The organism is Ulvibacterium sp. (genome assembly GCF_965228935.1).
GTDB lineage: Bacteria > Bacteroidota > Bacteroidia > Flavobacteriales > Flavobacteriaceae > Ulvibacterium.
The window spans coordinates 1,182,040-1,208,113 of the sequence record NZ_OZ245846.1; the positions used below are offsets into that span (position 1 = coordinate 1,182,040).

At 45.0% G+C, this 26,074-nt stretch carries 8 protein-coding genes; 6 read left to right on the plus strand and 2 right to left on the minus strand.

All coding sequences use genetic code 11. The features are described from left to right. Positions 1 to 64: 64 nt before the first annotated feature. Together gltX and ACO06Y_RS05125 are read left to right on the plus strand one after the other, a co-directional pair. Positions 65 to 1,570, plus strand: coding sequence for a glutamate--tRNA ligase (gene gltX / locus ACO06Y_RS05120; RefSeq protein ID WP_422082755.1), 1,506 nt, complete (start codon positions 65 to 67; stop codon positions 1,568 to 1,570). 149 nt (positions 1,571 to 1,719) lie between these two features. Then, entirely contained in the window at positions 1,720 to 2,649 is a 930-nt protein-coding gene (locus ACO06Y_RS05125) for an SPFH domain-containing protein (protein ID WP_422082756.1), read from the plus strand. A gap of 53 nt (positions 2,650 to 2,702) precedes the next feature. On the opposite strand, the gene ACO06Y_RS05130 is transcribed toward ACO06Y_RS05125, so the two are convergent. Together ACO06Y_RS05130 and ACO06Y_RS05135 are read right to left on the minus strand one after the other, a co-directional pair. Beyond that, complete coding sequence (locus tag ACO06Y_RS05130) at positions 2,703 to 3,980, minus strand: POTRA domain-containing protein (RefSeq protein ID WP_422082757.1); 1,278 nt, start codon at positions 3,978 to 3,980, stop codon at positions 2,703 to 2,705. Positions 3,981 to 4,232: 252 nt separating this feature from the next. After that, positions 4,233 to 5,918, minus strand: a complete 1,686-nt coding sequence (locus tag ACO06Y_RS05135) for a glutamine--tRNA ligase/YqeY domain fusion protein (protein WP_422082758.1) — start codon at positions 5,916 to 5,918, stop codon at positions 4,233 to 4,235. 284 nt (positions 5,919 to 6,202) lie between these two features. Here ACO06Y_RS05135 and ACO06Y_RS05140 point away from each other — a divergent pair, with 284 nt between their 5' ends. From ACO06Y_RS05140 to ACO06Y_RS05155, 4 genes are read left to right on the plus strand one after another with little or no spacing between them, the layout of a single operon-like run. Then, complete coding sequence (locus ACO06Y_RS05140; RefSeq protein ID WP_422082759.1) at positions 6,203 to 8,458, plus strand: gliding motility-associated C-terminal domain-containing protein; 2,256 nt, start codon at positions 6,203 to 6,205, stop codon at positions 8,456 to 8,458. A 6-nt stretch (positions 8,459 to 8,464) separates the two neighbouring features. Next, on the plus strand, positions 8,465 to 10,573 hold the full coding sequence (locus ACO06Y_RS05145; RefSeq protein ID WP_422082761.1) for a PorP/SprF family type IX secretion system membrane protein: 2,109 nt from the start codon (positions 8,465 to 8,467) through the stop codon (positions 10,571 to 10,573). Beyond that, positions 10,573 to 25,074: a T9SS type B sorting domain-containing protein gene (locus tag ACO06Y_RS05150; protein ID WP_422082762.1), complete on the plus strand. Its 14,502-nt coding sequence runs from the start codon at positions 10,573 to 10,575 to the stop codon at positions 25,072 to 25,074. The genes ACO06Y_RS05145 and ACO06Y_RS05150 overlap by 1 nt, the downstream gene beginning before the upstream one ends. Positions 25,075 to 25,091: 17 nt before the next feature. Beyond that, positions 25,092 to 26,036 (plus strand): PorP/SprF family type IX secretion system membrane protein, encoded by a 945-nt coding sequence (locus ACO06Y_RS05155; protein WP_299533644.1) that lies wholly within the window; start codon positions 25,092 to 25,094, stop codon positions 26,034 to 26,036. The last annotated feature ends 38 nt before the right edge of the window (positions 26,037 to 26,074 follow it).

A 26,074-nucleotide genomic window follows, 5' to 3' on the forward strand; every position in this document is an offset into this window, starting at 1 on the left:
TGAACATTCCCATCAAGATGGGATCCATCTTTGGCGACTAACCCCGTTTTTATACCTTTGGCGAATGGAAAAGAAAATCCGTGTTCGCTTTGCGCCCAGTCCTACAGGGCCGCTTCATATTGGTGGGGTGCGTACCGCTCTATTCAATTATTTGTTCGCCAAAAAACACAAGGGTGATTTTGTCCTTCGTATTGAGGACACCGATCAAAACCGATATGTAGAGGGAGCCGAGGACTATATTATAGATGCCCTAAACTGGTGCGGTATCCCTTTTGATGAAGGCCCCGGTAAGGATGGTGGCTTCGGGCCCTACCGCCAAAGTGAGCGAAAATCCATTTATACAAAGTACGCCCAAGACCTTATCGAAAAAGGAAAGGCGTATTACGCCTTTGACACATCGGAAGAGCTGGATTTTCACCGGAAGGATCATGAGGCCAAGGGAAAGACATTCATCTACAATTGGCATAATCGCCTTAAATTGAACAATTCCTTGTCCCTGACTCCGGAAGAAGTTCAAAAACGCATCACTTCAGGAAAGGATTATGTGGTTCGGTTTTTATCCCCCCATGATGAAAAACTGATATTGCACGATACGATTCGCGGTGAAATTGAGATAGACACCAATATTCTGGACGATAAAGTCCTCTTTAAAAGTGATGGTATGCCCACCTACCATCTGGCTAACATTGTCGATGACCATCTAATGAAAATTTCCCACGTTATTCGTGGAGAGGAATGGTTACCCTCCTTGGCACTGCATCAACAGCTCTACAATGCCTTCGGGTGGGAGGCTCCCCAATTTGCCCATCTACCCCTTATTATGAAACCCGTGGGGAAAGGGAAGCTCAGTAAGCGGGATGGGGAGAAAATGGGTTTTCCCGTTTTTCCCTTATCCTGGAACGAATCTGTTGGCTATAGGGAAGTAGGTTATTTTCCGGAAGCGGTCATCAACTTTTTGGCGTTGTTAGGCTGGAATCCCGGTACGGAGCAGGAGCTTTTTTCTTTGGAGGAATTGGTGGATGCCTTTAGCCTGGAGCGTGTAAATAAGTCCGGAGCACGTTTTGATCCCGAAAAGACCAAGTGGTACAATCAACACTACCTTCAAAAAACGGAGGATAAAGAATTGGGCAATTTATTTCGGGAGTTGCTAATTGCCAAAAAGGGTATGGACTTTGGCAAATCAGACGCATACCTTCAAAAAGTGGTTTCCTTAATCAAGGAACGGGCTACTTTTGTCTCGGACTTTTGGGAACTTGGCAGTTACTTTTTTGAAGCCCCCACGGCCTATAATAAAAAAGCCGTAAGAAAGCAGTGGAAGGAAAACACACCTAAAATCATGGGGCAATTGGTTTCCTTTATTGTAGATATCGATGATTTTGTTTCTGAAAGGATAGAAAGCTCCGTAAAAACTTGGATTACCGAGGAAGGGATGTCCTTTGGGCAGGTGATGGCACCTTTGCGCCTTGCCCTTGTTGGAGACTTAAAAGGGCCTCATTTGTTCTATATTATGGAGCTCATCGGCAAAGCGGAAAGTATGGAAAGAATCCAACGCGCAATTTCGAGCTTGTAGTACTTCCGAATCGAACTTCAATTTAAAACTTAGCCTATAATTCAAGCTCTCTCCGGTCGGAATTATCCTATGTAACAATCTTCCCGAAAAACCTACATATATACACAGTGTTTTTTGTAAATTCAATCCATTAACTAAAATCTACCACCATGGGCAGTTTCCTCTTAATTCCATTAGTATTTGTTGGACTCATCATTCTTTTTTCCTCTTTTTTTATCGTAAAGCAACAGACCTCGGTTGTCATTGAGCGTTTTGGGCGTTTTCAAAGCATTCGCAATTCGGGACTGCAAATGAAGATTCCTCTGGTAGACCGTATTGCAGGGCGGTTGAGCCTGAAGATCCAACAACTGGATGTCATCATCGAAACCAAGACGTTGGATGATGTTTTTGTAAAAATCAAGGTGTCCGTACAATATGTGGTGATACGCGACAAGGTCTACGATGCCTTTTATAAGCTGGAATATCCCCATGATCAAATTACTTCCTTTGTCTTTGATGTCGTAAGGGCCGAGGTGCCTAAAATGAAATTGGACGATGTCTTTGTAAAAAAGGACGATATCGCCATTGCCGTAAAGCGCGAGCTACAGGAATATATGTCCGAATATGGCTATGACATCATCAAGACCCTGGTCACCGACATTGACCCGGATGCACAGGTAAAGGAGGCCATGAACCGTATCAATGCCTCGGAGCGAGAAAAAATCGCCGCCCAGTTCGAGGGGGATGCCGCCCGGATATTGATCGTTGAAAAGGCCAAGGCCGAAGCGGAGAGCAAACGCCTTCAAGGTCAAGGTATTGCCGATCAGCGTAGGGAGATTGCCCGAGGCCTTGAGGAATCCGTGGAAGTGTTGAACAAAGTGGGTATCAACTCACAGGAAGCTTCCGCACTAATCGTGGTAACCCAGCATTACGACACACTGCAATCCATTGGCGAAGAGACCAATACCAATCTGATCTTATTGCCCAATTCGCCCCAGGCAGGTAGTGATATGCTCAATAATATGGTAGCCTCTTTCACGGCCAGCAATATGATCGGAGAGCAGATGAAAAAGACAAATCCCAAGAAATCCGATGAATAAAAAATCTTGGAAAAGCCAGGAGTCTTCCTTGCTTTTTATTGTAGGGTAAGGCATTAAAAGTATTGGCCAATGCCAAATACAATACCGTTGGTAGCATTGTTTCCTATGCCAAAACCGTAATCCAATCGAAATACGGCGTTAAAAATCCGTTTATGGATTAAACGAAAACCCAACCCAGGATACAGTCTAGTAGAAGAGCCATCGAACAATTGTGAGAAATCCTCTCCGGGAGTCCTCCATGAACCGGCGTCGACAAAAGCATTCCCTTGTACTACAAACCAGCCCTTTTCATAAAATGTATGCCTATATTCCGTATTCAATACAATGGCCGCAGTACCCCGATCCACGGTATTTCCAACCCCACGAATATTAAGCTGATTATCCAAGGTAAAAGGGGCAAAGGGCGAATCCTCATTGCCAATGGCCGCCGCCAATCGAAATCTGCTGGCCCAGTTTCCTTTGTCTCCCAATTTTTTGTAGTAAATAAAATCATTTCTCAGGGACAGAAACGATTTCAAAAAAACCTCAGCGGGCTCATCCCCATTTAAAAATTGAATATACTGTCCGGTAAATTCGCTCAACACCCCGTCGAAATATTGATAATCGATATCCAAATCCACGTATCTGTACGCCAACCTATAGTTTATTTTGTCCGCTTCCAATTCCAAGGGCCTAGTAGGTATGGGCTCATCCCCTTCAAATAGATATGATTCCTTGACCCAACTGGCACCTACTTCCGCCTCATGGTTAAAATTAAACGAGAATATGAACTTTCCCTCCAACATTTCCGAATTGAATCGATAATCCTTATTGCCTTCCTCAAAAAAGATAGGTTCCTGGGTTGTTACGTCCTGATAACTAAACCCGATGCCTACCTTATCACTGAACAAAAATGGATGCTCCCAGAAAAAGCCATAGGAATTAAAAACGTTCCTTTCATAAAATCCCCCCAGAAGCTGATTGTTTCCAAACAGATTGAATTCAAAAGCAGAAATCCTATAGGCAAAGCTACCGTCGTTTGCGGTAGCGATCCTAAGCCCGGGAATAAGTGTAAAGTTTTCTTCTATGATATACTTTACGATTACATTGTCATTCCCAACTTTTAACTCATGGGTCGCGTTGGCAATTCCCGGAAGACGTTTCAAGCGCTCAACATCGCCAACGACCTTAAGAGAATCGAAGGGGGTATTGGGTTTCACCTTTACCAGACGTCGCAAGAAGGATTCCTTGGTGCGCTTTAATCCCTCAAACTCAAGTTCCATTACCTTTCTGTCTTGTGCATGTCCCAAGGCCGTACCCACCAAAAAAAACAACAATAGCAATTTTTTCATCCGATAGTGATATGCATGGATAGTTAAAAGATGCATGGTCATGTATCCCTAAGACGAGTAAAAAGAGTATTCCATACAAAATTAGAGAGATTTTAATGGAATCTGTATTTGGACGGCTTAAGAGGGCTGTTTGGTTCAGGGCCAAGGAAAACCTTCGGATAGATACTGGAGTGCCTTTAAACTTCCTTAAAACCCTTCGTTTTTCATCGAAAATACCGATTGATATATTTAATCCGATAAGAAATGCTTATTCTATTTGCCCTGGTCAATTTTGGCCCAAGTATCCCGTAGCGGAACCGTTCTGTTAAATACCAATTTTTCAGGGGTCGAATCAGAATCTACGTTAAAATAGCCTAAGCGTTGAAACTGGAACCTATCACCGGTTGTAGCATTTTTTAGGCTTGGTTCCAGATAACCGGTCACCTTTTGAAGTGAATCCGGATTGATGAAATCCATAAAATCCTTATCCTTATGGGTATCCGGGCTTTCATGGGTAAAGAGACGATCATACAAACGTACTTCTGCTTCCAGCGCATTTTGTATTGACACCCAATGAAGCGTGCCTTTTACCTTTCTCAGACTTTCTTCCGTGCCACTACCACTTTTACTCTTGGTGTCATAAGTACATTGCACTTCAGTAATATTACCTTCGGCATCCTTGGTACAACTCTCGGCCTTAATGATGTAGGCGTTCTTTAAACGTACTTCACTTCCCAGCTTTAATCTAAAGAACTTTCTGTTGGCCTCTTCCCGAAAATCCGCTTTTTCTATGTAAATCTCCTTTGAAAATGGTACCTTTCTATTGCCTGCAGATTCATCCTCCGGATTATTCTCGGCATCCAGCCATTCCTCATTGCCCTCCGGATAGTTGGTAATTACCACTTTCAAGGGATCCAAAACGGCCATCACCCTCGGTGCAATTTTGTTCAGGTGTTCCCGAACATGAAATTCCAACAAAGACACGTCTACCAAATTATCCCTTTTTGCGATACCAATGGTTTCCGCAAAGTTGCGTATGGACTCCGGGGTATATCCCCTTCTACGCAATCCTGAAATCGTTGGCATCCTAGGGTCATCCCATCCATCTACTATCCCCTTTTCCACCAGTTGTAACAGTTTCCGTTTGCTGACTACCGTATGACTCAGGTTCCTACGGGCAAATTCGCGTTGTTTTGGACGGATATTTTTTGAATCTACCACTTGATCCAAAAACCAATCATATAGCTCACGATGGGGTAGAAACTCAAGGGTACACAAGGAATGTGATACCTGCTCCACATAATCGCTCTCGCCATGTGTCCAATCGTACATGGGATAAATACACCAATCGGTATTTGTTCTGTGATGCGCCTTATGTAATATCCGATACATGATAGGATCCCGCATGAGCATATTGGAGGAACCCATATCGATCTTTGCACGAAGCACATGGGTGCCTTCCTCAAAATCGCCACGTTTCATTCCTTCGAACAATTCCAAATTCTCCTCGACCGAACGATTTCGATATGGACTATTGATCCCAGGTTCCGTAGGAGTGCCTTTTTGAATTGCCATCTCCTCCGAAGATTGACTATCCACATATGCCTTCCCTTCCTTTATCAACTGTACCGCCCAATCATATAGTTGCTGGAAATAATCCGATGCATACCGTTCGGTATCCCAGCTGTATCCTAACCATTCCACATCACGTTTTATGGCATCAACGTACTCCTGCTCCTCCTTGGTAGGGTTTGTGTCATCAAATCTCAGGTTGACCGGGGCATTGTAGCGAAGTCCCAATCCAAAATTAAGGCAAATGGAACTTGCATGCCCAATATGGAGATATCCATTGGGTTCCGGGGGAAACCGGAAGCGCAAAGCCTCATTGGGAAAGCCCTTTCCCAGATCCTCTTCGATGATATGCTCTATAAAATTCAGGGATTTGGTGGTCTCATCCATACCGTGCTCATTTTCGAAGCACAAAAGTAGGAAAAATGCCTTTAGGACGGGGCACTAAAAGCGATCACCTTGTGAATATCATGTTTCACAACATATTTAATCCACCCTACAACATTAAATTCCCCACGACTCAATTATATGACATATTTGTTGTTGAATACTATGGAATTGTCAGAAATACGGGGCATCGCCAAGACCATGGTTTATTAACTATGGATACCGAGAGCTTATCAAGTATTACAAATGCCGATAAGTTCCGAAATCCCCTAAAACGACAACTACTTATGAAACGCAAACTTTTGTCCCATCCGTCTAGCCTACTGGCTGCATTTCTATTGCTATGTGCATCGCAAGTCTCGGCCCAAATTGTAATCAACGCCCCCGAACCAGCCGACAATCCTAACCTGCCTGGTGACTCCAAAGGTTACACCATATGTGCAAATTCCGGGTTTAATCAATTTTTCGCCAATGTCAGCTGGGCAGGTAGTCCCAATGCAGGTAATGAATTTATCCTGGAGCTCTCCGATTCCACTGGTGATTTCAGTAGTCCCGTAGAATTGGCCCGCAGTGCCGATGAGGCAGAGGTTCAAGATCCTGGATTCGAATTCTCCATTCCAACGGATACCCGAGGCCAGGGATACAGAATCCGGGTAAGGAGTACCAATCCAGAAAGTACCAGTCCACCTTCCGACCCTTACAACATGTATTATATGGACTTTACCTCAAATCTTCATATCAGTCCCAATGGTGATGGTTCAACACCAGGCACCTTACAAGTATGTGATGGAGATTCTGTGACCTTAACTGTAGACAACATTGCACCCGCTTTATTAAATACTTATCAGTATATTTGGTATCGAAGTGGCTCACCCATCATTGGTGAAAGAGGCCCTTCCCTCACGACTTCGACTAACGCGGCATTCTTCGTCCTAATCGATTATGGCCCGGAATGTTCGGGAGCTGCCAGTACCGAATCCAATATTATCATGATCAATACTGGAAGCAGCCCGGGTATCGCCATTAATCCGCCATCAAAAACGGCTTTATGTACTGGGGAAACCGAAACCTTAACGTCCACTATCACGGATGGAACCTATTCCTACCAATGGTATAAGGATGGTGTTGCACTATCCGGAGCGACATCTACATCTTACACGGTAGATGCTTCGGTCACCGGCTTTGAAGGGGATTATCAAATTGAAGTTTCAGGATCCGGAATTTGTACGGAATTATCCTCATCGGTTACCATGACCAATGTAGGGGCATTTACCGTTACAAGGGATAACCCGGCCAATATGGTTATTCTACCGGGCCAGACCCAAACCTTGAGCGTAACCACGGATGCCAATACACCTACCTTTCAATGGTTTAGGAACAGCAATCCAATAGGAGGCGCTACAAGCAGTTCCTTTGATGCCACTGAGACCGGAACCTACTATGTTGAGGTCACCCAAACGGGCGGGGCATGCGCCTCTACGACCATAAGTAGTGCCTCCACTACCTTGGTCTCTCCCGTTTCCTTTGAAGCGACCATCGACTATGCCGATGCCTATACCGCCTGTGAAAACACCAGTATTGTGTTAGAAGTCAGTAGCATTAATGCGGTTCTGGCCGACAGTAGTACCCTGGATGTCACCTCACAATTGGCATCCCAATTTATCTATCGCTGGCGCAGGGACGGTGCGTTACTCTCCGGACAGACCTCTAGGAATATCAGCCTTACCAACCCTTCGGAAAATGGAAGTTATACTCTGGAAGGAGCTTTGGAAGATAATACCATCTTCACCGAAGCGCTCACTGTACAGCTGCTATCCTCGGAAACTTTGGAAATAAGCACAACAAACACCGTTTTCTGCAGTGGCTCGGAGCAAATTACCTTGAGTACCACAACCGACCTTACCGGAGAAAGTTTTGAATGGCAAAGGGACGGCGGTGCAGTCAACTCTACAAATACGTCATTGGACATTGATCAACCAGGTACATACCGTTTGGTGCTTGACCGTGATGGCTGTCCTCTGACCTCCAATGAAATTACAATTTCGCCCTTGGATCCCGACCTAATTACCTTGGATCCCTCCGGTGATGTTATTTTCCCTGAAGGAACCTCAAGAACGGTTACGGCAAGTGGTGGTACCGCATATCGCTGGTACGATGCCAATAATATAGAAATAAGCAACGGCGCTTCAGCAACATTCACTGCTGAAGGGACTTATAGACTTATTGCCAACATTGACAATTGTGAAGTAGCCCGGGAAATCAACGTAGAATATCTGGATACTTTCAAAGTACCGAATGTAATAACCCCAAATGCGGATGGATTCAATGATCAGTGGATACTACCCAATTCCTATGCAAATCAGTCTGACGTCAGTGTTATCATCTACAATGACAAAGGGATAGAGCTCATAAACGAAATTGGATACCGAAATGATTGGCCTTCATCTTCAATGAGCTTTCCAAAACAGAACATGGTATTCTACTATATCATCAAAAACGCAAACCAAACCCTTAAACAGGGTACGATAACTGTTATTCGTTAACCACAAATGAGAATTAATAGATTACTTGTATCATTCTTAATTGCCTTGCTGGCGTTAACAAAAATCAGCGCACAGGAAGAAAACCCCGTACTAACGTACGAGGTACCTTCCCAAAACCTTTTGCGCTTTAATCGATTTTTGATCAATCCAACCTTTTCTACGGTTCGGGAGGATAAATCATACATTAATCTATTGCACAGAAACCAGTCGGTACAATTTGATGATAATCTGCAAAATTATTTTTTAAGTTATAGCGGTAGAATCAGCGATCGTACCGGTTTGGGTTTAAGCCTGTATTCCCAGAGGGTAGGGCCTATAGATAATGTTGGTGTCTTGGCCAATTATGCCTATGGGGTAAAGTTGAGCGATAAAAGCAACTTTACTTTTGGCGCCAATGTGGCCTATTACAATAGTGGTCTTAATCGGAATAGAACTTCCACCGTAGAAGATGATCCATTTCTTAACGGTTTCCAGAACGAGAGCCTATTGTCATTTCAGCCAGGATTCAATATTTCATATGGTCAATTTGATATCGGTGCCTTTGCGGAAAATCTTTTTGACTACAATCTTAAGACCAATTCTTCCATCACGGAATTTAACGAAAAGACCTTCTCGGGACATCTACAATATACCCATCAGTTTGAAAATGGTGATGGAATCCTTGAAAACGGAAGGTTAATGCCGTTGGCGCGTACACGATTGGTAGATGGGGAAGATCTGACCTTTGGGGGTAGTTTAATTCTGGATTTGCCAAGAATCGGGTGGCTGCAAGGAGGTTATGATAGCTTTTATGGGGCATCTGCAGGTATCGGTTTCAACTTGAACCGAAGATTATCCCTAGGATATACCATGGAAAAAGGATTGACTACGGATTTCGATAACCTGGGGTTGACCCATGAAATCTCCTTTGCGTACTCCTTTACCCCTAATCTAACTGAAGATCGCGTAATGCTAGAAGATAATGGAAATGAACTGGTGGAGAATGAAAGTCCGCAAATAGAGGATATTGCTACTAACAGTGAAATTGATGAGCTAAAGCGAAAGCTTGCCGAGAATGACGCTATTATAGAAGAACTAATGTTCCGTCAGGATTCTTTGGAAGCCAATCGCCAAAAAGATCTGGAGCGCCGTTTTGAAATGGTTATGCGTATGGTGCGCAATGAGACAAGGGGAGAACGGCCCGATCTGGAAAAACGAGCCGAAGAACTCTTCTTAACGGGTCGCGATAGACCCACGGCAATAGCTCAAAACACCGAGAATGCCCAAAATATACCGAATAGCATAAATACTCGGGAAACGAAGCCGGCCATCGCTTCAACAACATTGAGCAATCCATCGCGAAAAGACGCTCTGGCCAACACAACCAGACAAGATAAGCCACAAACTGTTCGGGCAGGGAAAACCCAAACCAAGCCCAAATCGGCAGTAACAGGTAAGGAATCTGTAAAAAGTCGAAGATTCAACAACCTCGACGGCGTTTCGGATGGATATTATGTGGTAGCCAATGTGTACAAGGGTACAGCCTATATGGAAAAATTTATGGACAGGCTTCAAGAAAAAGGGCTTGAGCCTGATTACATAGATAATCCCAACAACGGACTTAAATATGTATTCCTAAAACGATACGATACATGGGACGAAGCGCTTGCAGCCTATGACAGTAATTTAAACGGCAGCTACGATCAAGCCATGTGGATCATGAACGTCGACAACCGATACTCTAATGAGGCATATGCTGAAAATGTAAACAAAATCAAGGAAAAATCATCCCGATACGGAACGGATGTCCTTCAAAAGAATGTGGTGGTCAGGGATAATCTTGCCGCTAACGAAACTTCCCCCAAAACCCTAAATACCAAGGGTATAGGTGCGGGCTATTACCTCATAGCCAATGTGTTTGCCAATCCGAAAAATGCCAATCGGTTTGTTAAACTTCTAAATTCCTATGGATTGAGTGCCAGCTATTTCATCAACCCCGAAAATAACTGGAGGTATGTATACTTAAAACGCCACGAATCCTGGAACAACGCCCTAATATCTTACTATTCCAAACTAAATGACACGTACGACGACAAAATGTGGATCATGCGCGTTACACCAAACCTAGTTACTTAATGAACCAAAAATTCTTTATAAAGAAGAAAATCCTACCATTTTTTTGTTTCTTCTTAGGTGCTCTTTTTTATTCGAGTGCCCAAGAGGCCGTTCCTTTTACTCCTAGATTGAATGGGGGAAACATTGAGATACGAGGGGATATCATTTTTGTGGGAAACAATATCCTTAACCGGGCCACGGAGGCCGACCCCGGTCAGGCCAATACCCCGTATAACGGTTCGGCAAACAACAACTCCCTTTGGATGGAGTATATTGATATTGATAGTGACCCCACAACCTTTAGCTCCAGTAGTGCGGAATTGAACATCGCCGACCCGGCCTGTTCCCAAGTACGGTACGCCGGATTGTATTGGGCGGCCACCTATCCCAATGAACGGAGTGATAGTAGCCAACCCTTTAACGGGACACCAAGAATAGAGGATTGGTTCAATATCAAATTTCAAATACCTGGAGGTACTTATGTAGACCTCACTGCGGATACCGCAGCTGACCCGGTTGGACAGGAAGACGATATTATTTTCGATGGATACGACTATACTAACATTAACAACTCTTTTAAGGATTCGCCCTATATCTGTTATAAGAACGTAACAGATTTGGTACGTTCCAATACCAATCCCAATGGGGAATATACCGTGGCCAACGTTCGTGCCACCAAGGGAAGAAGAAACGGTTCCAGTTCGGCTGGCTGGGTTATGGTCATTATTTACGAAAACCCCAATGAGTCCGGTAAGTTCATCTCAACCTTTGATGGTTATGCTGGATTGTCAGGTTCAGTAGGCAATGTGGATGTGGCAGTAAATGGCTTTAGGACCTTGCCCGCGCCATTCCCGGTAAGGGCTCGTGTTGGAGTAGGCAGTCTTGAAGGGGATAGGGGTATAAGCAATGATCGATTTTTTATTCGGGCCAATTCTGTTGGTTCCTTTACCAATTTATCCACCGGTTTAAATCCAGCGAACAACTTCTTCAATTCAACCATAACCACAAACGGTCTCGAAGTTCCAACAAGAACACCTTATGGGACAAATACCCTGGGAACGGACTTGGATCTTTTTAACCTGAACAATCCGAATGAATCCGTTCTTCCCAATGATGAATCGGGCGCCACGTTACGATTTACTTCTACGGGTGATGGCTACGGGGCCTTTTTGGCTACGTTTTCCGTAGAAATCATTGAACCCAACATTGTTTTGGAAAAAAGGGTAGAAGATATTGGAGGTAACGACATTACAGGTATGGGCGTAAATCTGGGACAAACCCTGGATTATGTATTATCGTTTAGAAATCTTGGAAACGACGATGCCACAGGATATACCATACGGGACGTGCTTCCCATAAATACTACTTTCGTTAGCGTTGACCTAAGTGGGGCTCCTGGGGTTACACACTCCCATGATGTCGCGACTAACGCGGTAACCTTTACCGTTCCGGATAACCTTGTGGAAATTGGGGATCCCGTGTATACCATTCGTTTGCGAGTTACGGTAGCGGAGAACTGTTTCGATTTTGTGGATGCCTGTACGGATCTTATTGAAAACTTGGGGTATTCTACCTATCGCGGGGATATCAACAGCGCGGTAATTACGGATGATCCCAGTGTTTCCGATTTTGATAATTGTGGTTTTGTGACCCCTGGGGCCACTAACTTTTTGTTGGATGATCTCTCCGATTGTAATTTTACCCGAACCGTTCAACTTTGTGGTGCGGACGTGGTATTGGATGCGGGAGATGGTTTTGATGCCTATGTATGGGTGAGCGATGACAATGGAAATGGCCAATTGGATCCTACGGATACGGTCTTAAACGATGGCGATCCGGATAATGACCCCAGTACATTGTTGGTTGATGATATCGGAACATACATTGTAGACAAACAAGTGGCCGACCCCTGTAAGGGATTCAAGGAGATCATTACGGTAGAACGATTCGGCACCACACAGACCAATCCCATAGTAGATTACTTCAACGCCCTTAATGGCGATGCAGACCCTACCAATGATGTGCAAGGCGAAATTGTACAATGTAGTATAGATGGGGATATATTGCCTAAAATTTTCCTATGCGGCTCCAACGATTCCCAGCTCATACAAATAAACATAACGGACGCCCAAAGTTTGGTATGGGAGCAATTGGACGAGGGAAGCTGTGCCGCCGCTCCGGACGACTGCGCCAATAAGAATCTAACCTGTACTTGGAACCAAGTAGCTACGGGCAACAACTTCACGGCAAACGCGGAAGGAAAATATCGTCTGGTCATCAACTATCAGAATGGTTGTTTTAGTCGTTTTTACTTTGATGTATTTCAGAATAATCTGGACATCCAATACAACAGCAGTGATATCGTTTGTACAACAGATGGGAATATCACCATCACAAATTTAGGGAACAACTATGGCTACCAATTGATAGACCATGCCAATAGTTCTATTCTGGTACCTTTTGGAACAAATACGACCGGTAGTTTTGATTTTACCTCCGGTCAGAATGGATCCTATAGGGTAGAGGTGGTACAATTGGACATTGCGGGAGTTCCGATTCCGGGTGCTTGTATTTTTAGCACGCCGCCCATAGGGATTCTCGACCGTAATTTTACCGTGGATATTGAGACCACACCTGCAAATTGCAATGATCAGGGTACTATAAAAATTGATGTACTAAATGTTCTTCCAAATTATAGCTATGTATTAAGAAGGTCTGACGGAACCTTTATCGATGACGAAACCGCACAGCCGGATAATACGCATACCTTTACTGTAAATCCTGGGGATTACATCATAGAGACGTCTACGGATGATGGTTGTTCCGATACCCAAAATGTAACTGTAGGTAGAATCCCGGACCCAGCACTTTCGGCCCTAACTACTGCGGATATCGGGTGTGCCGCGGGAACCATAGAATTGACCCGTACGGGAGGACAGGGAAATCCAGACTTCCTTTATGCTATCTGGAGCAAGGATGGCGTGGATCGGTATGCGGATATTGCCTCCATTCCGGCAGATGCCTATCAGGTTGGCTCTACGTTTTACTTTGGATGGCGTGACGATGATGGCGATGGTACCGATGAATACATCCCCAATGAAGATGGCACCTATGAATTTATCATTATCGATGCCAACAATTGTTCCGCTATATCCAATCCAGTCACTATAAACGACAACGGCACAATGACAGCTTCCGTCCCTACCCTGGTGGATGTTTCCTGTGGAGGGGGTAGTGATGGTGAAATCAATATTGTAGCGGTCAATGGGATACCGCCTTACCAATATAGTATCGATGGAGGAACCAGTTTTACGACCACGGCCTCATTTGTAAATCTCCCCGTTGGAAACTACGATGTAGTTGTTCAGGATGATTCAGGGTGCGAGGTAACCTTTACGCATACCATCAACGAGCCTTTTCCGTTATCTGCCTCAGCGGGCGTCTCCCGAGACGCCACTTGCGACCCCAATGGTGCGGAAGTACGGGTAACCAATGTTACTGGGGGTACAGCCCCATATCAATACAGTTTTGATGGAGGCGCCAACTACGGAGCCACTAGTATCGCTGTATTGCCACCAGGAAATTATACCGTAATTGTTAGGGATGCCAACAATTGTACTTTTCCAATGGCTGTTACCGTAGACAACGAACCTGTTCCTCCCATTGTTACCTTAACACCCGCGGTGGATTATAACTGTAACGGTACCGGAAACATTACCGCCACACCGGATATTGCTACCTACGATTATACGTATGAATTGGATGGCGTTCCGAACACACCACCTACGAGTAATGTTTTTCCCAATATCGGCCCAGGAACATATACCGTAAGAACAATTTATACTTCCCAGACCCCACCGACACCAAGTCTTTTGCTAAGTGAAGATTTCGGGGCCGGGGTAACCATTCCAAGTCCCAATACAAACGGCTACAATTACGAGGACCAAACCAATAATCCACCTGGAGATGCCAATAGCAATATCAATGATTTTGAGTATTCGGTGACCAGTGATGTTGTGGCCCCATTTGGAACCTGGGTAAGTCCAATTGATCATACTACGGGGACTCGGGCAAGCCAAGGACGGTATTTGGTCATGAACGTGGGTACGCCAACACCGACCCAAATCATCTATTCAAAGGAAATTAATGATATCATTCCAAACCGAGACTTGACCGTTTCGTTGTACATCATGAATCTTTTGAGACAGGGAACTTCCGGACTTGATCCCGATCTTACCATTGAAATACGGGAAGTGGGAACAGGAACCGTTGTACAATCCATAAGAACAGGGACGATTTCCAAGAATACGGGCAATACGGACTGGAGATTTCGTACAGTGGACTTGAATCCCGGAGCAAATACCTCTTTAGAATTCGTAATCCGGTCTGAAATTTCAGGTAATGGAGGGAATGATTTTGCATTGGACGATATCGAGATTTTCCAAATACCCGAGGTTTGCTCCCAATTTGTGGAGACTCCAGTAACCGTTGTGGCCGGAAACGTTTTTGCCGCCAATGTTACGGCATCGGTTAATGCCAGTTGTAATGGTCTGTCTGATGGGGCTATAACTTTTGAGGTCGAAAATTTCGATATAGCTGCAGGTTTTGATTATTCCGTGGATGGTGGAACAAACTGGATTAACTCAACTTCCTCTCCGGTAACCACATCGGCCATATTCGGGGCGGGAACACATCGCATAGATATTAGAAAGGCGGATGACACAACCTGTACCACTTTTGTAGAGGAGACCATTACCGAGCCCAATTCGGTAGTAGCCAGCGCCAGTATTACCACAATACTGACCTGTACGAACGGCGGGGCAACAATTACAGCAAGCGCATCAGGTGGAACACCCACCTATGTGTATCAATTGGAAGATAATGGCGGGACGGTAATCGGCAGTTTTGATTTCGCCACAAATGGAACCAATACTGTTTTTTCGGGTCTAGCTGTAGGGGATTATATAGTTCGCACCAGGGATGCCAACAATTGTGAGGATGCTATAGATACTGCCCTAACAGTTGCTGACACTAACGATGTGGTATTTAACCTTACACCAACGGCCTGTTACTCCGGAAGTAACGACGCTACCATTCAAGTAGATGTTACCGATGGAAATGGTAATTATCAGTTCCGCATCAACAATGGGCCCTGGTTGACTCCTTCGCCAACAACAGCCACTTCGTATACCTTTCAAAACTTGGCCAATGGCACCTATACCGTGAATGTACAAGACGGTTTTGGTTGTCCCGGGTTACAACAAAATATTACCATAGACCCACAATTAACGGTTACCGCATCCGCCCCGAACATTACGGCCTGTGGTACCGATACCGATATAACTATCTCCGCCAGCGGTGGAGACGCCAATTACGTCTATGCCGTGGTTACCAATGGAACAGTCGTTACCGACGGTGATTTCGGTCCGGCAAATACGGTTACCGTCACAGCGGCAGGTGCTTATGACATATACGTTAGGGACAATAATGGTAATCCAGGATATTGCTCGGCCATGTATCCCTTGACCATTGTCCAAGATGCGGCCATAAACATTACTGCCACCCCCACGGCTGTAAGCTGTTTTGGTGGAACGGATGGCGCAATTTCGATTGTAGTCAATTCAGGGGGAAGCGCTCCTTTCACCTATAGCATTGATGGTGGCACCACTTATGTGACAGGTAATAGTTTCCCAAATTTGGCCGCTGGTACCTATCCCGTACGTGTCAGGGATGCCAATGGATGTGAAACGCCCATAAACAATACAGTTGTAACAGAACCGGCTCAACTTGCTGGGGAGGCCACCGTAACACAAAACTATACCTGTGCCCAATTAGGCCAGATTACCGTGGGAAGCATTACCGCTACCTCCGGTGGTTCAGGAGATTACCAGTACAGTATTAATGGAGGGACGTGGACCGCTTCCACAACCGGAGGCCATACTTTTATCAATCTCACCGACGGAACGTATAGCATACGTGTTCGGGACGCTAATGCCATCTCCTGTGAAATTACCCTTCCGGATGTAACGATAAATCCATTGCCCACGGAGCCTGTTTTAAGCACTTCGATAACCTATAATTGCGATGGTAGCGGAAATATAACCGTAACCCCTTTTGATGCTTCGTACACTTATATTCTAGATGGTACTTTACCAGGACAAACGGGTGCAGGAAGTAATGTGTTTAACAATGTAGCGGTAGGCAGCCATACCATTACAGTTGATTATGGAAGTAGCTGCTCGGTTGATACGCCGTTAATCGTAGCTGACGGAAACGCTTTTGAAGCCTCGATTATCGCATTTGATAACCTGGATTGTAATCTGGATGGCTCCGGTACGATTACCATTTCGGCAAACAACTATGGTGCCGGAGGGTACGAATATAGTCTGAACGGAGGAGCTTTTGTCGGTCCCTTTACAACGGACGAGCAGATTACCGGTCTCACCGCACAGGCCTATACCATTGTAGTTCGCGATGTGGACAACCCGATTGCCGGTTGTTCCGTTACCTTAAACCAAACTTTGACCGAACCGACCCAAATAACAGCTTCCGCCAGTATTACGGAACCCCTTACCTGTTCCAATGGAGGAGCTACCATTACCGCAAGTGCATCCGGTGGAACACCTACCTATGTGTATCAGCTGGAAGATACCGGTGGAACGGTAATCGGCAGCTTTGATTTTGCCACAAACGGGGCCAATACCGTCTTTTCGGGTCTTGCCATAGGTAGTTACATTGTCCGGGCAAGGGATGCCAATAACTGCGAGGATGCCATTAATACGGCTCTAGTAGTTGTTGACACCAATGATGTGCTGTTTAATCTTACACCGACGCCTTGCTATTTAGGGGATAACAATGCCTCGATTCAAGTAGATATTACGGCTGGAAATGGCAATTATGAGTTAAATATTAATGGTGGGCCATGGGTCGCACCTCCTTCGGTAAATGCAGCTACCCATCTATTTGAAAATTTAACCAACGGCTCTTATACCATCAATGTAAGGGATGCTTACGGATGTATCGGTGCGCCACAAAACCTGACCATAAATCCTGTAATAACTGCTACGGTCGATGTAGTGGATATTAGTTCCTGCGCAGATGGAAGTATTACGGTAAATGCCTCTGGAGGCGACAGTAATTTGGTCTATGCCTTTGTTTCCAATGGAACTCCGGTTGCCTCAGGTGATTTTGGACCGAGCAATACCTACACGGTCACCACAGGAAATGATGGCATGTATGATGTTTACGTTTGGGACAACAACGCCGCCGATCCACATTGTGAATTTATGGAGACGGTAACCGTTGATCCCGCGGTTTCACTGACCCTTACTGCGACACCGACCGATCCCGAATGTCATGACGGAACTGGTTCAATAGCCGTTGCCATTACCTCAGGAGAGGGTCCATATACTATTCAAATCATCGATTTGGACAATGGTGGAGCCTCCAATCAAACCGATACGAACGTGGTTACGACAAACCAGACCTATTTCAATCTGGCTCCGGGAGACTACACGATCAATGTAACCGATGCCAACGGATGCCTGATCACCGATACGCCAATCTCCATAAACAATCCCGATGAATTGACGGCAACTGTCCAAGGTATTGTTCCCGGAAACTGTACCGGAAACATCAACGATTTTGGAATAGAGTTCAGCGGCTATCCAACTACCTTGGGAACTATTCAGTTTAGTGCCGACGGCGGAACATCATGGCCCGGGGATAACTCCGTTCCCGGAACATCGGATCAGATTACAGGATTCAATCCCGGAGATACAGTATTTCCATCCCTTCGAACCATTGATGGCTCATCGAATACCGTATGCCAAACAGATTTACCTCCATTTGTCATTCCTTATCCATTAGACGATTTGGACATCAACGTGATACCCATAGTGATAGATTGTAATACTTTGGAAGTAGCCGTACAAGGTACAGCCGGTTTGCCGGCATATGAATACGCCTATTCCGAAGATCCAGCAAACTTTGACCCAACTACAGCAGTATGGCAACCCGGGGGAACATTGGACACTTCCAATAATCCTGTACCGGCAGGACATGGAAGGTATACGTGGACGGGGCTTGTACCTGGAAGGACCTATGTATTCTATGTACGTGATTCGTCCGGTCCTCCAGCATGTGTACGCCAAAGTAGTGTAAACGTAAATGTAGAGGCTCCGCCTCCCGTTCAAATAGACGCCTCCGTAGCCCCAACTTGTGATGGGCAGACGAACGGCCAGATAACTTTTACGGTAACGGAAACCACTCCCGGAGAACTTGGCGGTAGTTTTAACTGGGAATTATTCTTGGTGGGAACCCCCGCGCATACTTCCATAGCTACAGGTAGCGTTCCTACCTTTTCTACCGGTGACTCATTTACCGCGCCTAGTACGGCAATTCTGGCTCCAGGGGAATATTTTGTAGAAATTACCGGCCCAGCTCCCAATAACTGCGTGATTGGTAGTGAGAATGTTCTTGTGGAAGAATTGGATCCCATAACAGGAACTCCAAATGTATTGACCCATATTACCTGCGCGAATCCCGGGCTGGTCGAAATCCAATCCGTTTTCGGGGGAGGGGGGACATATACCTATACCTTGACCAGCACTAATTTTGTGTCGAATATTGTAACCACGGATAATCCTGTGGAAGTACCTATCTCCAATTTGGTGGATGCAACGGCCACTCCGTTTAATGTAGATGTAAGTGTGGCCGACCAATACGGTTGTTCAAATGCCTTGGGCACCGTTTCAATGAATATATCACAAAATCCAAGTATAACCAGCGTAACCACTTCGAATTGTACTATCCCGTTTTCGGTCACTATAAGTGCAAGTGGTGGAACCGCTCCATACCTCTATTCCATAGACGGGGGCACAACTTATGTAAGTAACGGTGGTATTTTCACTAATGTGACTCCCGGGACCTATAATGTGGCCATCATAGATAGTGATGGTTGTACGGATACCGATACTATTGACGTACATCCCGTATTGGAGGCCGATGTTGACCTCAGCAAGCTTCTGGATTGTACAGGTACGCCAGATGCACAGATTACTATCAATGTTACCTCCGGGTCCGGAAGTTACGATTACCAAATCACGGATAGCGGGGGAACCGTGGTGGCCAGGGCCGTCTTGCCAAGCAATCCGTATGTATTCAATACTACGACGCCAGAAGATTATGTGATTACGATTTATGATAATAATACCACTGGTCCGGAATGTAGCAGAGTGTTCCCAATAACCGTTGAACCTGCAGTGATGCCCTCATTTACAGAGACACATACCGATGTCTCCTGTAACGGTTCTTCCGATGGAACCATAACACTTACGGAAACCCCAAATGGTATCAATCCATTGACATACACCATTGCTCCAGCTGCTGGAAGTTTCAACGCGGCTACCCAAACCTTTGAAAATCTTCCCGATGGCACCTATACAGTAACCGGAACAGGTACTAACAACTGTACCTTCGATATTTCCGGAATCATCATAGGTGAGCCCGCTTTGATTAACGTTACGCTAAATCCTGTTGTAGAGTTTGCCTGTACTACCGGTAACAATCCCAATAATGCCAGTATAAGCATCAATGCCGTAAATGGCGGATCTACCACTTATGTAAGATATGAATTTATCAATGACCAAGGAACGGTAGGTACAGGTGATGACGTTGTTGTGCAGGACGGAACGAACACCACCTATGTGGAAACCGATACCCATGGAGGTTCCTATATCATTAATGTTTATGATAATAATGGTTGCGTTGGAAGTACGACGGCCTCAATTGCACCTTTTGTTGAAATTTCCGATCCGACTGTTAGTATCACCCAAGATATTACCTGTAATCCAGGGAATGATGCCGAAGTAACTCTGGGTATTACCCTAAATCCAGTGGCTGCAACCCCAAATTTACAGTATTCGGTGGTCGGTACGGACAACGCCTATAGCGTTCTTAATCAGCCCTCGAATGTATTTGCGTCATTAGGTATCGGTAATTACGAAGCTACCGTAACCAACACGGATACAGGATGCTTTGTACAGACTGCTTTTGAAATAGAAGATCCAAACAACTTTGAAATCGTTCCAACCACAGTAGATGTCGTTTGTTTTGGAACCGATGGTTCCGTCAGCTTTACGGTTAATGACCCCGTAAATCCATATGCAGGAGGATTTACCTGGCAGATTTATAATTCCCAGGGTACGGTCACACTAGCGGATGACACTATCATTGTTGGTGCAAATGGTACCTCGCTCAATGCTGGGCCCACTACTCCGTTTAACATAGGGGCCGGCGAATATCGAGTCGAGGTCACTCAAACAGCGGATCCCAACTGTGTGGGAAATGAGTTCTTTACCATTGCAGGACCTAGTGCAACAATTACAGCAAACACTGACGTAACCCCAATTACCTGTGTTGGCAATGATGGCGTTATCGAAATTATCGATGTACTTGGTGGATGGGGCGGATATAGCTATTATGTGGGTACTTCAGCTCCGTCAGGTGCTGGTGACTATGGGGCCAATCGCCGATTTGAAAATCTTCCCCCGGGAACGTATGAGGCCTGGGTGCTCGATGCAAATAGTTGCCCACAGCGTGTACAGAATAACATTGTGCTGGCCAATCCAACGCCGATTAGTGCATCTTTACAAATCAATCAGCCCAATTGTACGGATTTCGAAGGAGAAATTGAAATTGTCAGCGTGGCAAATGGCCAAGGAAGCAACTATACCTACGAATTGATCAAAAACGGGACGCCTACCGGTATCATACAGAATACCCGGGTATTCTCCGGTTTGAACGCCGGAAGCTATCAGGTTCAGGTAACCGACCAATGGACATGTACCTTTACAACAACACCTGTAGTGTTGTTTGCGCCTATCGTTCCACAAGCGACCATTGTAAAGACCAGGGATTGTTCCATCTCTCCCGAGGGTGAAATTACAATAACGCAAACTGGAGGCTCAGGTAATTTTGATTACGATGTTACCTATCCAGATGGATTCACTACCGACAACAATACAACAGGCATTTTCACGGGATTGAACCAAACCGGTGACTATACGTTTACCATTACCGATCAAACCGTGGGTCATGCCTGTAGCACCACGATAACGCAACGATTGGAAGATCCTGTTCTGCCCTTGCCCGCTATCGATATCTTTACCGATGTTACGTGTAACGGGGCCGATGACGGAACTATCTCGGTAAGTGTTCTGGACAACGGTGTGGATCCGTATGTTTTCCAGATTACCGCATTGAACGGAGCCCCCTTGGGTACTCCAATAAATCCGACTACAAGTACCAACTTTACGGCAATTTTTACGGGCTTACAGGGTACTAGTGCAGGCAATGATTATACCATTACTGCAACGGCCGCCAATGATTGTTCCGCGACCGTAAATCAGTTGATTACCGAACCGGATGCCATAGTGGTGAACCCTATTGTCCCCGTACCATATGGTTGTACCACAGGTAATAATACTGACCATGCCGCCTTAACATTCGCCGGTGCCTCAGGAGGTTCCACCAACTTTGTTCGTTTTGAGTTTGTACGGAATGGAAGTGTTGTTCAAGATGGTACCAATACCACCTATACCGAAACCGACTTGGCGGGTGGAAACTATGATATTAATGTCTATGACGAGAATGGTTGCTTGGGAACTACGACGGCTACGATCCTGCCATTCGAAGGCATAAGTGATCCCGTGGTGAATACTACAGTTGATGTGACTTGTAGTCCGGGGGATGACGCCCAAATTGAAGTTGGCGTTACGGTAAATCCTGGTACAGCGACCCCCAATTTTGAATACACCGTAACCGGAATCAATGTAGTGTACAATCATACAATTACTTCTACCAACAATCCTGAAACCTTTACAGGTCTTGGCGTTGGCAATTATAGCGTTTCCATAACCAATTTGGATACGGGTTGTGTATTGGAAACCGTACATACCATTGAAGATCCAGATATCATCGAGGTCATTGCTACCAAATTGACCGATGAGGAATGTTTGAACAATGGGGTGGACGATGGAAGTTTTGCCGTTGCCATCAATAATTACACCGGTAATTATGACTATCAAGTATACGATGTGAATGATAATCCCGTTGCAGGGTTCGCCGGAAGTGGAAATGGGGCCGTACCATTGCCTCCTATATCAAATCTTCCTGAAGGTGTGTATTACATCCGTATTACGGAAACGGAGGCCCCATTCTGCGTGGAAGATTCCAATAGGATTACTATAACGGCTCCGGATGCACCGATTACGGCTACCGTAACCGAAGAGGCCAGTGTATCTTGTTCCAATGATCAAGGAAGCATCCTTGTAGATCCAGAAGGAGGTATTGGTCCTTATACAATCACCATAACTTCTCCATCACAGACATTTACCCAAACCGGAGTAGAGGCCTATATTTTCATGGGCTTAGCGGCAGGCACTTTTAACGTATCGATTACGGACACCATGAGTTGTTTGTATACCGATACCATTACCTTGATACGGCCGGATGATATCGTAGCTACCATAGCCAGCACCCCGTTGACCTGCTATAATGAAAATACGGCCAGTGTTACGGCTTCGGTCAACGTAAGGAATGTGACTCCGGTATATGAATATCGATTAAATCGGTATGATGATTTGGCAGGAAGTAGCCTTCTACAGACTTCTTCCGCACAAGTTTCGGATACCTTTGGTGGACTTTCCGCAGGATTCTATAGCATTACGGTAACCGATGATGTAGGCTGTAGTGACGAAACGTCCATTGTTGAAATCATTAACCCCACGGAAGTAGAGGCATTTTTAACACGAACCGATCCCTTGACCTGTGTTACAGGTGCAGAATTTGAACTTTCGGCAACCGGTGGTAGTGGTACCTATGAATACAGCACGGATAACATCACCTTTATCCCAATGGGAGGAAACAGTATAAATCTACCCCAAAGTGGTGTGTTCGGTGCCGGTACGTATCAGTACTATGTGCGGGATGCCATAAACGGTTGTGTTTCCGTGGCTTCCAATGAAATAGAGGAAGACCCCATAATTCCGCTGACCTTGATATTGGATCAAAGTGCGGCCTATATCAACTGTAATGGAGAAAGTACGGCCAGTATTTATGCAGATGCGGATGGGGGATTGGGCAATTATCGGTATGAACTGTATAGTAATTATAACGGAACGGCCCTAAATCTTGCCGATCGCATTGATGGGCCCAGGCCTGATGGTGAATTTACCGGATTGGGCGTAGGCACCTATTGGGTAAATGTAACCAGCGGTGATTGTACAGCGGAACCACAACAGGTAAATATAACCGAACCTACACCGCTTACCTATATTGAAAATGTGGTGGACGTAAGCTGTTTCGGAGAGGATGATGGGACCATTACGGTAACCCTTTCAGGTGGTGTTGGCGGATACCAATATGCCATATCCCCTAATCTGAATCAATTTGATACCGAAAACACCTTTACCGATTTGGCACCGGGCACGTATACGGTAATCGCCCAAGATCAAAATGGATGTTTTGAACAATTGGAATATACCATATCAGAGCCTACTTTATTGGAAGTTACAGCCGTGGCTACCCCTGAAGTCTGTGCAGGTGATATGAACGGAATTATAGATTTAACCATTCAAGGTGGTACGGCCCCATATAGTTCACGATTGAGTAGTGAGACCAATTTTACCTTGGATCAAACCTCGATTACAGGACTGGCCGCCGGAGGTTATATCGTTTTTGTACGGGATGCCAATGGTTGTGAAGCCAATGTTTCCATTACCGTTGATGCGGGAGCCAATCTCAATGCTACAGTAGAGCCGGTATACGAATGTACCGGAGACACGCCCAACAATTATGTGAACATTACACTGGAGGACTCGTCAGTACTGGGTGATATATTATATGCTTTGGATTCTACAGATCCCCTAGATATGCAATTGAACCCGGATTTTAGGGATATTGCTCCCGGCAGCCACTATATTGCCATAGCCCATGCAAATGGTTGCTTGAGAACAATAGATTTCGAAATCGAAGGTTTTGAGCCATTAATCTTAAGTCTCGAGCAGAACAACATCAATGAAATAACGGCCATTGCCAACGGTGGACTTCAGAATTATACGTTCTACTTCGGCGATGTGGATAACGGAACGGACAATACCTTTTATATTAACAGAACGGATACCTACACCGTTACCGTCGTAGATGAAAACGGTTGTGAGGCGGTTGCGGATATCTTTATGGAATTCATAGATATTGAAATCCCGAACTTCTTTACACCGGACGGCGACGGCCGTAATGATTTTTGGACCCCAAGGAACCAGGAAGCCTTCCCACAGATACTAACCATCATATTTGATCGTTATGGTAGAGAGATATATAGAATGGGCCTTAATGATGATCCCTGGGATGGAATTTATCAGCAAAGCGAGCTCCCAACTGGTGATTACTGGTATGTAATAAAACTCCGTGGGGAGAGTGATGACAGGGAGTTTATTGGACATTTTACCTTATATCGATAATCTTAACCTACAAACACATGCGTAATAGATTTTTGACCTTGTTACTGTTGCTCGGTACGATAGCCTTGAAAGGTCAGGAGCTTACCATACCCCAACTTTCCCAGTATCTGGCAGATAATCCTTTTGTGATGTCACCTACCTATGCCGGAATTGGAGATCATGTAAAAATCAGGATCAACGGGCTTACCCAATGGGTTGGTATCAAGGATGCCCCGGACACCCAGTCCTTGGCCGCCGATATGCGAATAGGTGAAAAATCCGGTATAGGAATGCTCTTATATAATGACAGTAATGGAGAGACCAAACAAAGAGGTGCAAGGGTTTCCTTTGCGCACCATTTGACTTTGGACCGCTATGACGATGAGTTCCTATCCTTTGGTGTTTCCTATAATTTTAACCAGTTCCGCATTGATATTGAGAACTTTGATGCCTTAGATCCCAATGTTACGGATGACCGGGCCACGACCAACCATAACTTTGATGTTGGGGTCATGTACCGTTATGACAAATTCTATTTCAGTGCAAATGCCTCCAATTTGTTGAATAAGGATTTGGAAAGGTTCAATCCTGTCTTTGAGCCCAATAGGCTAAGAAATTATTATGTGTATACGGGTTACAGATATACCAAAAACAAAAATAGCCGATTGGAAATAGAACCATCTGTGTTTTTTCAACTTTTTGAAAGTGATGGACGATCCGTTACCGACCTAAATGTCAAATTTAGATGGTATGATTTTGAGGATTATTACTACGCCGGGGTAACGTACAGATTTTTGAATGATCAAATTGGCGACCCTCTGTATATCGCCCCCATCGTAGGGCTTAAAAAGAATAATTTCTATTTTGGCTATTCTTATCAGGTTATTCTTAATGAACTTCTTGGCTATAGTACGGGAACCCATGTGGTGACCCTTGGAATAGATCTATTCCAAGGTATCAGCAATTGTAGGTGCACGTATTAAAAACCCACGTAGTTTTACTGAAGTATTTGAGGTGTATG